The organism is Sphingosinithalassobacter sp. CS137, assembly GCF_014334115.1.
Taxonomy (GTDB): domain Bacteria; phylum Pseudomonadota; class Alphaproteobacteria; order Sphingomonadales; family Sphingomonadaceae; genus Sphingomonas.
The window spans coordinates 1,490,617-1,503,662 of the sequence record NZ_CP060494.1; the positions used below are offsets into that span (position 1 = coordinate 1,490,617).

The following is a 13,046-nucleotide window of genomic DNA, read 5'->3' on the forward strand; positions in this document are numbered from 1 at the left end:
GCAGGACAGACGTGACGGCGATCGTTCGACGGGTGCAGGCGATGCGGGACAGCGGCCTTCTCGGCCAGCTGATCCGCTATGGCATCACCGGCGGCGGCGTAACCCTGCTGGGCGGCGCACTCTACACGGGACTCGTGCTCTCGACGGCGATTCACCCGCAGGCGGCGATGTTCGGCGCTTATCTGGTCTGCGTCGCGGTCGGCTATGTCCTCCACAGCCGCTGGAGCTTCAAGGGCCACGGCCGGCGCGACGATGTGCGGCGAACCACGACTCGCTTCTTCGTCGTCAGCCTGATCAGCTATGGCCTCAACGCCTTCTGGACGTGGTTCTGCGTCGCGCTGCTCGGGCTTCCGGAATGGACACCGGTGGTGCCGCTGCTGTTCGTGACGCCGCTCGCCACTTTCGCGCTCAACCGGCAATGGGTGTTCGGCTGATATGGAACGGATCGTCTACGAGCGGATGGCGCAGCACGACACCAGCCACTGGTGGTATCGCGCGCGCCGCGAGGTGCTGGCGGACTATCTGAAGCGCTGGGGCGGTCTGCCGCGGGACGCGCGCATTCTGGAGATCGGCTGCGGCACCGGCCACAACCTGCCGATGCTCGCGCGATTCGGCGAAGTCGACGCGATCGAGATCGACGAAACGGCGGGCGCGATGGCCGCCGAGCGGCTGGGAAAACCGGTCGGCACCGCGCCGCTGCCCGAGTTGGGAGACGTGCCGCGCGGCGCCTATGATCTGATCGCCGTGCTCGACGTGGTCGAGCATGTGGCGGACGACGTCGCGGCGCTGCGGGCGATGGCGCAATGCCTGAAGCCGGGCGGGAAGATCCTGATCACCGTCCCTGCCCATCAATGGATGTGGAGCGCGCACGACACGGTGAACCATCACCAGCGGCGCTATTCGAAGAAGACGCTGAAGGCGGCGCTGCGCGCGGCCGGTCTGCGCTGGCGCAAGCTCGGCTATTTCAACTCGCTGCTGTTTCCCGCTGCGGTCGCGGCACGCCTGGCGGGCAAGCTGACCGGCAAGGACGATAGCGACGATTCGCCGCCGCCTGCCCCGCTCAACGCGGCGTTCGAACGGATCTTCCGCCTCGAGCGTCACGCGCTCGGGCGTATCCCGTTCTCGCCCGGACTGTCGCTGATCGTGCTCGCCTCGCCCTCGGGCTGATCCCAGACCTGCGGCGAGACGCTGACCGCGCCCGAATCCTGATAGCGATAGCCCAGCCGGGCATGGCCCTGCACCGGCCCGGCCACGTCCGCGACCAGATAGAGCGGGCGTCGCTTCGATTCGACGTAGAGCCGGCCGAGATATTCGCCGATCATGCCAAGCACGAACATCTGCACCGCGCCGAGCAGCACGACGACGAGCATCGTCGAGGTCCAGCCCTGCACTGCCGACCCGCTGAGCCAGCCGACCGCAATGTAGAGCACGAGCAGCACCGACGCCGCCGTCAGCCACAGGCCGACATGGCTGGCGAAGCGCAGCGGCGCCGTCGAGAATCCCGTGACCGCGTCGAGCGCGAAGCGGATCATCTTGCCAAGCGGATATTTGCTTTCGCCCGCATGGCGTTCGGCCCGGTCATAGACGAACGGCACCTGGCGGAAGCCGATCCAGGCGACCATCCCTCGGATGAACCGCGCCTGCTCGGGCAACGAGAGGAAAGCGTCGAGCGCGCGGCGGCTCATCAGGCGGAAGTCGCCGGTGTCGAGCGGAATGGGCGTGTCGGTCACGCGGTCGAGCACACGATAAAAGGCCGCCGCCGTAAGCTTCTTGAAGAAGGTCTCGCCTTCGCGCCTGCGCCGCACGGCATAGACTACGTCGGCCTGCTGCGCCGCCATGGTGGCGCGCATGTCGGCAAGCAGCTCGGGCGGATCCTGGAGATCGGCGTCGATGATCAGGATCTCGTCGCCGGCGCAGAGATCGAGCCCCGCCGTCAGCGCGAGCTGATGGCCGTGGTTGCGCGACAGATTGATCGCGACAAGGTGCGGATCGGCGGCGGCCAGCCGCTGCATCACCTGCCAGGTCGCGTCCTTCGATCCGTCGTTGACGAAGACGATCTCGTAGGAGTCGCCCATGGCGGTGCGCGCCGCGGCCGATACGCGCGCATGCAGCGCGTCGAGACAGCCCTCCTCGTTGTAACAGGGGACGACTACGGAAAGCCGGGGACGATTCATGGGCGCGCGTCTTAGCGGAGCGCGCGGGACACGTCATCAGCGACGATGATCCGGGCGCAGGCGATTGCCTGTAGCTCAGCGCCTCCTACATTCGTGCGCGTGAGCGCCCTTCCCATCACTGCCCGCATCGCCGATGGTGTCGCTTCGATCCCGGCGGCGCACTGGGACGCCTGCGCCGGCAGTCGCAACCCGTTCGTCAGCCACGCCTTTCTGTCGATCCTCGAGCGATCCGGCTCGGCGACGCCACGCGCCGGCTGGCAGTCGATGCCGCTGGTGATCGACGATGCCGCGGGTATGCCGGTCGCGGTGGCCCCCGCCTATGCCAAGTCGCACAGCCAGGGCGAATATGTGTTCGATCATGCCTGGGCCGATGCCTGGGAGCGCGCCGGCGGTCGCTATTATCCCAAGGTGCAGGTGGCGGTGCCGTTCACGCCGGTACCGGGCCCGCGGCTGCTGCTGCGCGCCGACGCACCCGAGGCGGCCGCCGCCGCGCTGATCGCCGCGATCGAGGCGCTGACCGACCAGAACCGCCTGTCGTCGGCGCACGCCACTTTCGTGGCGCCCGAACAGCTGCCGGAGTTCGAACGGGCCGGCTGGCTGGTACGCGCCGGCACGCAATTCCACTGGGCCAACCGGGACTACGACAGCTTCGACGCGTTCCTCGGCGACCTTGCCAGCCGCAAGCGCAAGGCGATCCGCAAGGAGCGTGCCGCGGCGCTGGAGAGCGGCATCACCGTTCGCCATCTGAGCGGCGCGGCGATCACCGAGGCGCACTGGAACGCCTTTTGGGAATTCTACCAGGATACCGGCAGCCGCAAATGGGGCCGCCCCTATCTCACCCGGCCCTTCTTCTCGATGCTCGGCGAGGCGATGGGCGACAAGGTGCTGCTGATCCTGGCCGAGCGGGACGGCCGGCCGATCGCCGGCGCGCTCAACCTGATCGGCGCGGACACGCTCTATGGCCGCTATTGGGGGTGCGTCGAGGACGTGCCGTTCCTCCATTTCGAGCTCTGCTATTATCAGGCAATCGACGCCGCGATCGCGCGCGGTCTCTCCAGCGTCGAGGCAGGCGCGCAGGGCGAGCACAAGCTGGCGCGCGGCTATGCGCCGGTGCGCACCTGGTCGGCGCATTATCTGCCCGATCCCGGTTTCCGGCGCGCCGTCGCCGACTATCTGGACCGCGAGCGCGAGGCAGTCGCGGCGGAAGAGGAGTATCTGGGCGAACTGATGCCGTTCAGGAAGGCCTCGGCGTAAGGGGCGCACGCGGCGCCTCGCCTGCGGGCGGCGGCACCGAAGGATCGACGCGGTAGAGGCCGCTCGATCCGCTGCGCCACACCGGCTCCAGCCCCTGCATCAACGCCGGATCGATGCGCGGCGGCTGGACGATCCAGACATAGTCGAAGGCGTCGCGCGGAAACCGCGCCAGCGCGCGATCCGCGGGGCGCCACCACTGGCCCCGGCACTGACGCGGCGTGATGAGTTGCGACGGATCCTGACGGAAACCGCGCGCCGCGCGATAGCGCGCGGTGAGAAGCTGCGCCCCGGCCATCGACCATTGATCGTTGCTGTAGGAAAGCCGCCGCACCAACGCCATCGCGGGAATGTGCTCGAGCCGCGACATTTTCCACGGGTTGGCGCAGCTATACCCCACGAAGGTGACGACCCGCGATCCGGGCGGCAGTTCCTCCAGTGCGGCAAGCTCGCGATCATAGCTGCGATCGAACAGCGCATAGCTCCACGTCGTGCCGCCGATCCGCACAAGGAAAAAGGCGAGCCCCGCCGCCGCGACGAGCGCCGCGCCGCGCATCGAAAGCCCGGGCTTGGGCCGCAGCGCGACCAGCCCGATCGCGATCATATAGGGCGCCAGCCGCATGTCGGCATAGGCCGAGCCGAACACGATTCGCGGCAGCAGCAGATAGACCGCGAGCAGGAACAGCGCGGAAAGCAGCAGGTTGCGCGAATATTCGATGTTCGGGTCGCGAACGCCCTTGAACAGGATCAGATAGAGCACGCCGAGGCTGGCGAGATCGAACAGCTGCCAGCGATCGCGAAACACCATGGTGACCCACTGCATCTTCGCGCGCCAGTTGAACCAGTCGGCGGTCTGGCCGGAGACGTGATCGCCGGTCCGCCAGGCGAACATCAGCAGGACCGGCGGCGCCAGCACGAGGCACTGGATGCCCGCGCGGAACCACGGGACGATCCAGCTCGAAACGAAATCCTCGTGCCATCGCGCGCCCTTGCGCACGCGCACGTCGTGCTGGCGGATCAGCTCGGCCGAAAAGGCAAGCACGCCCAGCGTTCCCCATCCGAAGGTGTGGGTCAGCCAGATGAGGCAGCTCAGCGGTATGAACAGCCAGCTCCGCAGCACGAACCGGCCCTGCCGCGCCAGCCGCAGCCACAGCGCGAAGGCGTTGAGCGCCAGCGCCATCGACAGCGCGAAGTTCACGAAGCCGAATTGGAAAGGGAAGTTGTAGGCGAGCGGCAGCGCAAACAGCGCGGTCGCCGGGATCTTCCCGTGCACCTCGCGCGCGATCCACAACAGGCCCGTCACCGTAAGCGGCGGGATCGTCAGAACGATCAGCTTCACCGCAAGCTCGAGACCGAACAGCTTGGCAAGCGGAACGACGAGCAGATCGACTCCGAGATTGCCGATCAGCTGCCACTGGAAGTCATACCAGTCGTTCAGCCAGGGATAGGTGTCGCGGTCGAGCTGGACCCGATAGCGCCCCATATGACCAGGCAGATCGACGAGCGGAGGAATGTCGGGCCAGAGCAGCGGCACGGCCGATGCCAGCGCCGCGAACAGCACGAACCAGCGCGTCTGCCACCAGCTGCGCGTTTCCAGCCTGTGCCGGTCCGTCGTCTCCAAGGCGCCCGCATCCCCCGCAACCGCGACGCGAAGCGCTCCGCGCCGCGCCGCGCCAATTCAGCGGATGCGATAGAAGCGAAGGCCAGTGTCGTGCAAGGGGAGCGGCTCGGCCCATGCGGGCGGTTCGCCGCGTGAGAGCTGCGCGGCCAGGCTGCCCGGCCGCGCATGGGGCACGCCGACTTCGGAGAAGTCGCCCGGACAGAAGAGGATATAGCGCACCTGCCACTCCGCCGCGATCGCTCGCGCCTGTTCGGGCGCGGCGAGAAAGAAGCGATAGCTGGCCAGATTGCCCCGGTTGTTGCGATGATAGCCGGCGCCGACGGAGGCGTGGTGGGTTCCGCCGATCACCCGCGCACCATGATCCATCGCAGTCATCACGGTTCCGGCCGGATAAGCGTTCAGCCGGTGCCAGACATCGCCCTGTTTGCACGACTCCGCCTGTTCGGTCGCGGCGGCGATGCGGGGGCGAAGCTGCTCCTCGATCCAGCCGGTGACGACCAGCCAGAGCACGCCCGCCGACACACACCAGGCGCCGACAAGCGCGAACGGACGCCAGCGCGGCGCGCGAGCCCGGGCGGCGAGCACGAGCTGCGCGAGCATCGGCGCCGCGACCGCCGAGCCCATATAGGCGCCGCGCAGCTGGAACAGCAGAATCACTGCGCTCGCCAGATAGACGGCGCCGAGCGGCAGCATCGCGAGCCGTTGCGCGGCATCGGCCCGGCGAAGGCGAAGCGCGAAAACGATCAGCGCGATCGTCAGCAGCGCCGCCGCCTGAATCGCTGCGGAAACCTTGGGCTGTTCGAAGACCCCGATTGCCTCGGGAATGCTGTCGATGATCGCGTGCTGAAGAAACGGCCCCATCGGTCCATAGGGACCGGTGAGACACACCGGATAGCTCGCGAGCGTGGCCGCCAGCGCCACAGTGCCGAGCCCAGCTCCGACGGCGAACCGCAGGCGCCAATCGCGCAACGCCGGCGTGAGTGCACCCAGCACCAGCCATGCGACCCCAACCGCCACCGCCCCGGTTACGGAGGCAGGCGTGAAGGCATCGCACCATTCGGCGCTCCAGTAGCTCGGACGCGCGAACAGCAGCAGCGCCAGCGTGGCCACCGTCAGCATCGCTCCGAAGCCGATCGCCCGCGCACGCTCCTCCTTTCCTCGCACAAGCCAGAGCAGGAAGAACGCTCCGACGAGCGCGGCGAGCTGGGGCGCGGTCTCGAGCCCGATCCCGAAGCTTAGCGCCACCATCGCGCCCACAACCGCACCCGACCGCCAGCCGCCGCGGCGCATCACCGCCAGGAGAGCGATTTGGAGCAGCACGACCTGCAGCGCGTGATGATCGACTCGGCCCGGCAGGAACAAAGCGTTGGCGGGATAGGCCAGCGCCGCGATCACGATCGCCGGAAGCGCGCCTGCGGGAGGCCCGATGCGCCGAGCCATCCGAGCGGAGAGAGTGAGATAAAGGGCGAACAGCAGCGTCGGCGCGACGATCACCGCCATCAGTTCGGCATTCGACTGACCGAGCAACGGCCGCGCCGTCAGGATCAGCGCAGCCGGCAGCAGATCGTTGAGCCGCGACCAGTGCATCGGAGCGCCGGCCGGCGGCGCCAGCCGATACTGAGTCCAGTCGGCAAAGCCCTGCCCCGCGATCCAGTCCCGGACCTGCGCGAGCCGCATCATGTCGTCGGTATCCGGAAGGTTGAGCCAGCGCAGCTGTGCCCAGTCGCGCGCGACCCAGCAGGCGGCGAGCAGCAACGCGAACGCCGCTGCCGTGAGCGCATCCTTGCGGCGGCCGTCGAACGTCATGGTCCGCTCCTGTCGGTCAGCGCGCGATCCCGGCTGCTCCGCCGCCGGCGGTCAGCACCGTCACGAAGTGGAGCCGCCGGTCGAAGAACCAGCCGAGCGGCCCCGGATACAGCGCGAGCCGATCGGCAAGCTCGCCGGGCAGGAGCCCGCGCTCGCGCCACAGCGCTGCCCATTCACGCCGCGAAAGATAGTTGTAAGGCAGGCGAACCCCGTGGGCGGCGTTGCCCACCCAGTCCATCAGCCGCAGCGTCGCGCCGGCGGCGAGGCCGTCGCGGAAATGGTCCTTCACGACGACATGGCGCGCGACCCGCGCGGCCTCTGCCAGCACCGCGCCCGGATCGTCGGTGTGGTGCAACACATCGACGAGGATCGCGGCGTCGAAACCGGCGTCGGGGAAGGGCAGGCTGACGCCGTCATAGGGCCGGACGGGAATGGCAGTGTCAGGACGCACGAGCACGTCGACGCCCTCGATCGTCACATCGGGCCGCAGCGCCATCACCCGCCGCGCGAGGTCGCCGCTGCCCGCGCCGATATCGAGCACGCGCGCACCGTGCGGCAGGCGCTGCGCCACCGCCACCGAGAGCTTTCGAACGCGGCGGCCGAACACGATACGGGCATGCAGGCGCTTGAGCATCGCGTTCCCTCGAGTGGCAGGTCCGTCTTCTCCTGCGGCATCCGCCTTGAAGGATGGTTAACGGCGCCGCGTTTCGGATTGGCAGGAGCGGTGCGTTAACCACTTCTTCGGGGGCGGCATCCTAGTTCCCGGACAACCCGTTGGAGACGCCGCCATGTCCGCCGCCCCTGCCCGCGCCCGGCCACTGCCGCGCACTCCTACGCCGTCCAGCGCTGCCGCACCGATCGAGCTTTCGATCGTGATGCCGTGCCTCAACGAGGCGGAGACGCTGGCGGTCTGCATCAAGAAGGCCAATGCGTTTCTCGCAAGGCATGGCGTGGCGGGCGAAATCATCGTCGCCGACAATGGCTCGACCGACGGTTCGCAGCAGATCGCCAACGCGCTGGGAGCGCGGATCGTGGCGATAGAGGCACGCGGCTATGGCGCCGCACTGATCGGCGGAATCGCCGCGGCGCGCGGCCGCTATGTGGCGATGGGTGATGCCGACGACAGCTATGATTTCGAAGCGCTGCTGCCGTTCGTCGAAAGCCTTCGCGCGGGCGCCGACCTGGTGATGGGCAACCGCTTCCGCGGCGGCATCGCGCCCGGCGCCATGCCGGCGCTCCACAAATATCTGGGCAATCCGGTGCTCAGCTTCGTCGGCCGGACCTTCTTCGGCACGCGCGTTGGCGATTTTCACTGCGGCTTGCGTGCGTTCCGCCGCGACGCGGTGCTTGCCCTGGGTCTGACCGCGCCCGGAATGGAATTCGCAAGCGAGATGGTGGTGAAGGCCGCGCTGCGCGGGCTCGACATTCGCGAAGTGCCGACCACGCTTCAGCCCGACGGGCGCAGCCGCCCGCCGCACCTGCGCACCTGGCGCGACGGATGGCGGCATCTGCGCTTCCTGCTGATCTATGCTCCGAAGTGGCTGCTGCTCTATCCGGGGCTGGCGCTCGCGGCGGCGGGATTGCTGGGCGTGATCGGATTGCTCCCCGGCGACGTCGCACTCGGCCAGATCCGACTGGGCGTGCACACGATGATCTTCGCGGCGATGGCAGTGCTGATCGGGTCGCAATTGGTGGGCCTCAGCGTGCTCGCGCGGCGCTATGGCGCGATCGCAGGACTCTGGCCCGAAAGCGGCTTGATGCGCCGCGTGCGCAACTGGTTCACCGTCGAGCGGGCGTGCATCGCCGGTGCGCTGATGCTGGCGGGTGGGATCGCCGGCGCGGGACTTGCGACGGCGATCTGGGCGCAGAGCGGATTCGGCGCGATGGACCCGGCGGATCTGATGCGGCTCACCATCCCGTCGATGCTGCTCGGCTGCCTTGGCGTGCAAACGGTGGTGACTGCCTTCTTCATCGGCCTGCTCGATCAGCCGCGCCGCTGAGCGCAGTGGCTATCCGGCGGTGCCCAGCCACGCCTGACGGAAGGCGCGCTGCGCATCGGTCAGCGGCATCCCCTTGGCTTCAAACGGCACGATCGTGATTGCAGGATCGGCGGCATAGGTCATCGGCAGGGCGACTTCGCTTCCATCGCGGCGGCGGACCGCCACGACCACCCGGTCGCCGGGCGCACGCGCCTGCGTGGCGGCGCTCCAGGCGCCGGGGTCCGCCACGGCGGCGCCATCGACGGCCAGAATGGTGTCGCCGGTGTCGACGCCAGCCGCATAGAGCGGCGATCCCGGCGGCGGAGCCTGCGTCACGCGCACGCCTCCTTCGCCCGCTTCGAGCCCGACCGGTCCCGCCCAGGCTGCCGTGGGCCGCGCCAGCTCGTAGGAAAGGCCCGCCTGCGCGAGCAGCGGCGCGAAATCGGGCAAGCCGCTCGCCTCGATGGTCTCGGCGAAGAATTGCTCGGCGAAGGCCGCGTCGCCGGTCACCTGCGCGAGCGCCGCCTGCAGATCATCGGGCGTATAGGGCCGCTCGGAGCGTCCGTGCGTTTCCCACAGCAGGCGCATGTAATCGTCCAGCGTCACGCCCTCGAACCGCTGGCGCAACGTCAGGTCGAGCGCGAGCCCGATGATCTGGCCATAGGGATAGTAGGAGGTGAAGATGCTCTCGTTGACCGGGTCGATCGCCGTCGCCGCATCGACGAACGGAGCGCGCAGGCTCATCTCTTGCGGCGAGCCATAGCGGCGGCCGGGAGCGTTGACGATGTAGTTGAGTGTTCCGCCGGTCACATTGAGGAACTGGCCGAGGTCCCATTCGCCGGCCCGGATCAGTGCCAGCGGCGCATAATAGCTGGTGAAGCCCTCGGCGAACCATAGCGAAGGCGTGGGATTTGCTTGGGTGAAATCGAACGGTTGCAGTTCCGCAGGGCGCAGCCGCTCGACGTTCCAGGCGTGAATGAACTCGTGGCTGAGCGTGCCGATCTGCTGATAGTTCGCCGCTTCGAGCCCGCGCGTGTTGCTGAGAATCGTCGAATTGCGATGCTCCATTCCGTCGCCGGAAACCCACGGCAGATAATCGGCGATGAAAGTGTAGCTGCCATAGTCGAACCGCGGCAGCTCGCCCCAGACGGCGATCTGCGCATCGACGACGCGCTTGGCCATTTCGGCGAAGCGATCGGCGCTTTCGGCGCTGCCCTGGTGATGGATTGCGAGGCGGATTGTCTGGTCGCCCACCTGCCATTCGCGGACCATGTGGTCGCTCAGCTCGGTGGGGCTGTCCATGAAATATTGGAGGTTGGGCGCCCAATAGGCATTCGCCTCGCCGTCGACCGCCGGCAGCTGAGTCGCGACCTTCCAGTCGGCGCCTTCCAGCGGCTCGAACCGCACGCGGATGCGGCGCTCCTCCTGCCCCTCGGCCCACAGGAAGGTGGCGGGCATGTTGAGATGCGCATGGGTAGTGTCGATCTGCGAATAGGTGCCGTCGGCCCGATCGGCATAGAGCGTGTAGCTCAGCGCCACCGTCCCGTCATGCTCGGGCACCGTCCAGCTGTAGGGATCGGTGCGCGCGATCGGCAGCGGATTGCCCGCGCCGTCGACCGCGGAAACCGAATAGACGTTCTTGGCGAATTCGTGGATCGCATAGCGCCCCGGCGACGAGCGCGACATGCGGAAGGTGACCGGTTCGGCGGGCAGGTCGCGATAGGTGACGGTGATCCGCGCCTCGTGATGCTCCGCCTCGGGAAAGGAGACGTCATAGGAGACCGGCGCGTCCGGTGCGCTATCCTGCGCATGCGCCGAACCCGCCATCGCCAGCGCCACAACCGCCGCACCCGTCGCCCAATTCCGCATCGTTCCGATCCCTCCGCTTGGCAGCGCCTCCACGCGGCGCCGCGTGCGCGTTTATGGAGCGGCGGAGGGCGGCAGTCCATGGGGGCGGATCGTCAAGGCGCGAGGCGACAGGCGAAGGCGGCGCCGGCCGACGCACCCTGCTTCTGCTCAGAACCCTTTGGCGACAGGCCCGTTGGCGAAGAGTGATCGGAACAGAAGGGCGCGCGCCGCCGAGCCTCGCGAAGCCCTTTCCTGAGTCGATCCATACTGAGGAGACAGACGAGAAAGGAAAGAAAATGGCCATCAGATCCGGATCGATCGCCATGCTGCTGGGCGCCGCCGCGCTGGCGGGTTGCACCGTGGCCGACACGCCGCCCGCCACAGGCGCACATGGCGCCACGTGGGGCTATGAAGGCGCCACGGGGCCCTCCGCCTGGGGCGAGATCAGCGAAGACTATGCCTTGTGCACTACCGGCCGGCAGGGATCGCCGGTGGACCTGCACGACGCCATTCCTGCCGCGCTGGGGCCGGTGGCGATCGGCTGGCAGCCGGTGGAGGGCGAAGTCGTCGACACCGGCCATGGTGTTCAAGTGAACGTGGCCAATGCCGGCGGCTTCACCAGCAGAGATCACCGCTACGAGCTGCTTCAGTTCCATTTCCACACGCCCGCCGAACATCTGCTGCAAGGCAGGCGCTTCCCGCTCGAGGCCCATTTCGTGCATCGACGCGAGGATGGGATGCTCGGCGTGATCGGCGTCTTCGTGCAGGAAGGCGCGGCCAATCCGGCGCTGCAGGCAGTGCTCGACGAACTCGAGGGCGAGCGCGGCGCCGCGGCGCGGCTCGCCATCACCAATCTGCTTCCACAGGAGCCGGCAGTGTACCGCTATGCCGGATCGTTGACGACCCCGCCATGCAGCGAGACCGTCGACTGGTTCGTGATGGAGCAGCCGATCACCGGCTCGCCCGAGCAGATCGCCGCGCTGGCGCGCCTCTATGCCGACAACGCCCGGCCGGTGCAGCCGCTCAACCGACGATTCATCCTGCACTCGGACTGAGCCGGAGTACGGAGCGGCGCCGCAGCCGGCTTGCAGTCGCCGGCTGCCCCGCCCCGACTTCCTACCCCCGATCCCGCCGCCCCAGCAGCCGCAGCCGCAGCGCATTGAGCTTGATGAAGCCCGCCGCGTCGCGCTGGTCGTAGGCGCCCTGATCGTCCTCGAAGGTGACGACCTTTTCCGAATAGAGGGTGTTGGGCGACTTGCGCCCGACGACGTAAACGCCGCCCTTGTAGAGCTTGAGCCGGACGGTACCCGCGACCTTCTCCTGGCTGTGGTTGATCGCCGCCTGGAGCATCTCGCGCTCGGGACTGAACCAGAAGCCGTTGTAGATCAGCTCGGCATAGCGCGGTGCCAGCTCGTCCTTGAGGTGCGCCGCGCCGCGATCGAGCGTGATCTGCTCGATGCCGCGATGCGCGAGGTGATAAATGGTGCCGCCCGGCGTCTCGTACATGCCGCGGCTCTTCATCCCGACGAAGCGGTTCTCGACCAGATCGAGCCGGCCGATGCCGTGCTTGCGCCCCAGCTCATTGAGCGCGGCCAGCAGCGTGGCGGGCGACATCGCCTGCCCGTTCAGCGCGACGCCGTCGCCCTTTTCGAAATCGATGGTGATGAATTCGGGCGCGTCGGGCGCGTCCTCGGGGTTCACCGTGCGCGAATAGACGTAATCGGGCACTTCGTCCCACGGATCCTCGAGCACCTTGCCCTCGGACGAGGTGTGGAGAAGGTTCGCGTCGGTGGAGAACGGGCTTTCGCCGCGCTTGTCCTTGGGCACGGGGATCTGGTGCTTCTCGGCGAAGTCGATCAGCGCGGTGCGGCTGGTGAGATCCCATTCGCGCCAGGGGGCGATCACCTTGATGTCCGGATCGAGCGCATAGGCCGAAAGCTCGAAGCGGACCTGATCATTGCCCTTGCCGGTGGCGCCGTGCGCGACCGCGTCGGCGCCCACTTTATGCGCGATCTCGATCAGCCGCTTGGAAATGAGCGGGCGCGCGATCGACGTTCCGAGCAGATAGAGCCCCTCGTAGAGCGCATTGGCGCGCATCATCGGGAACACGAAATCGCGGACGAACTCCTCGCGCAGATCGTCGATGTAGATGTGCTCGGGCTTCACGCCCATCAGCTCGGCCTTGGCGCGGGCAGGCTCCAGCTCCTCTCCCTGCCCCAGATCGGCGGTGAAGGTGACGACCTCCGCCTGATAATTCTGCTGCAGCCACTTCAGGATCACACTGGTGTCGAGCCCGCCCGAATAGGCAAGGACGATACGGTTGATCTTGTCGGCCATGCGGAAACTCCAGATCGGCAGGAAATCGTC

11 protein-coding genes are annotated in these 13,046 nt (G+C 67.8%); 5 read left to right on the top strand and 6 right to left on the bottom strand.

Annotated elements, in window-relative coordinates; all coding sequences use genetic code 11:
• Positions 1-11 precede the first annotated feature (11 nt).
• On the top strand, positions 12-434 hold the full coding sequence (locus tag H7V21_RS07370; protein WP_262504054.1) for a GtrA family protein: 423 nt from the start codon (positions 12-14) through the stop codon (positions 432-434).
• 1 nt (position 435) lies between these two features.
• The gene (locus tag H7V21_RS07375; RefSeq protein ID WP_188056177.1) at positions 436-1,167 is read left to right on the top strand and encodes a class I SAM-dependent methyltransferase; all 732 of its coding nucleotides are present in this window, start codon (positions 436-438) and stop codon (positions 1,165-1,167) included.
• Here the strand turns inward: H7V21_RS07375 and H7V21_RS07380 are convergent.
• A complete protein-coding gene (locus H7V21_RS07380; RefSeq protein WP_188056178.1) occupies positions 1,098-2,174 on the bottom strand; it encodes a glycosyltransferase family 2 protein in 1,077 nt (358 codons plus the stop codon). The two genes, H7V21_RS07375 and H7V21_RS07380, sit on opposite strands and share 70 nt — an antisense overlap.
• Positions 2,175-2,273: 99 nt before the next feature.
• Here H7V21_RS07380 and H7V21_RS07385 point away from each other — a divergent pair, with 99 nt between their 5' ends.
• Positions 2,274-3,428 (top strand): GNAT family N-acetyltransferase, encoded by a 1,155-nt coding sequence (locus H7V21_RS07385; RefSeq protein ID WP_188056179.1) that lies wholly within the window; start codon positions 2,274-2,276, stop codon positions 3,426-3,428.
• Here H7V21_RS07385 and H7V21_RS07390 read toward each other — a convergent pair.
• The 3 genes from H7V21_RS07390 to H7V21_RS07400 are packed head-to-tail and all read right to left on the bottom strand — an operon-like array spanning position 3,409 to position 7,486.
• Positions 3,409-5,046, bottom strand: coding sequence for a hypothetical protein (locus H7V21_RS07390; RefSeq protein ID WP_262504055.1), 1,638 nt, complete (start codon positions 5,044-5,046; stop codon positions 3,409-3,411). The genes H7V21_RS07385 and H7V21_RS07390 overlap by 20 nt on opposite strands.
• A gap of 57 nt (positions 5,047-5,103) precedes the next feature.
• Positions 5,104-6,852 carry a hypothetical protein gene (locus tag H7V21_RS07395; protein ID WP_188056180.1) on the bottom strand — a complete coding sequence of 583 codons (1,749 nt, stop codon included), beginning with the start codon at positions 6,850-6,852 and terminating at the stop codon, positions 5,104-5,106.
• 16 nt (positions 6,853-6,868) lie between these two features.
• Complete coding sequence (locus H7V21_RS07400; RefSeq protein ID WP_188056181.1) at positions 6,869-7,486, bottom strand: class I SAM-dependent methyltransferase; 618 nt, start codon at positions 7,484-7,486, stop codon at positions 6,869-6,871.
• Positions 7,487-7,640: 154 nt separating this feature from the next.
• Here H7V21_RS07400 and H7V21_RS07405 point away from each other — a divergent pair, with 154 nt between their 5' ends.
• Positions 7,641-8,852 carry a glycosyltransferase family 2 protein gene (locus tag H7V21_RS07405; RefSeq protein WP_188056182.1) on the top strand — a complete coding sequence of 404 codons (1,212 nt, stop codon included), beginning with the start codon at positions 7,641-7,643 and terminating at the stop codon, positions 8,850-8,852.
• Positions 8,853-8,861: 9 nt separating this feature from the next.
• Here H7V21_RS07405 and H7V21_RS07410 read toward each other — a convergent pair whose 3' ends face one another.
• Entirely contained in the window at positions 8,862-10,700 is a 1,839-nt protein-coding gene (locus H7V21_RS07410; protein WP_188056183.1) for a M61 family metallopeptidase, read from the bottom strand.
• 275 nt (positions 10,701-10,975) lie between these two features.
• Between H7V21_RS07410 and H7V21_RS07415 the strand changes: the two genes are divergently transcribed.
• On the top strand, positions 10,976-11,734 hold the full coding sequence (locus H7V21_RS07415; RefSeq protein ID WP_188056184.1) for a carbonic anhydrase: 759 nt from the start codon (positions 10,976-10,978) through the stop codon (positions 11,732-11,734).
• 61 nt (positions 11,735-11,795) lie between these two features.
• Here the strand turns inward: H7V21_RS07415 and H7V21_RS07420 are convergent, their stop codons facing one another.
• Positions 11,796-13,016 (bottom strand): argininosuccinate synthase, encoded by a 1,221-nt coding sequence (locus H7V21_RS07420; protein WP_188056185.1) that lies wholly within the window; start codon positions 13,014-13,016, stop codon positions 11,796-11,798.
• Positions 13,017-13,046: the final 30 nt, after the last annotated feature.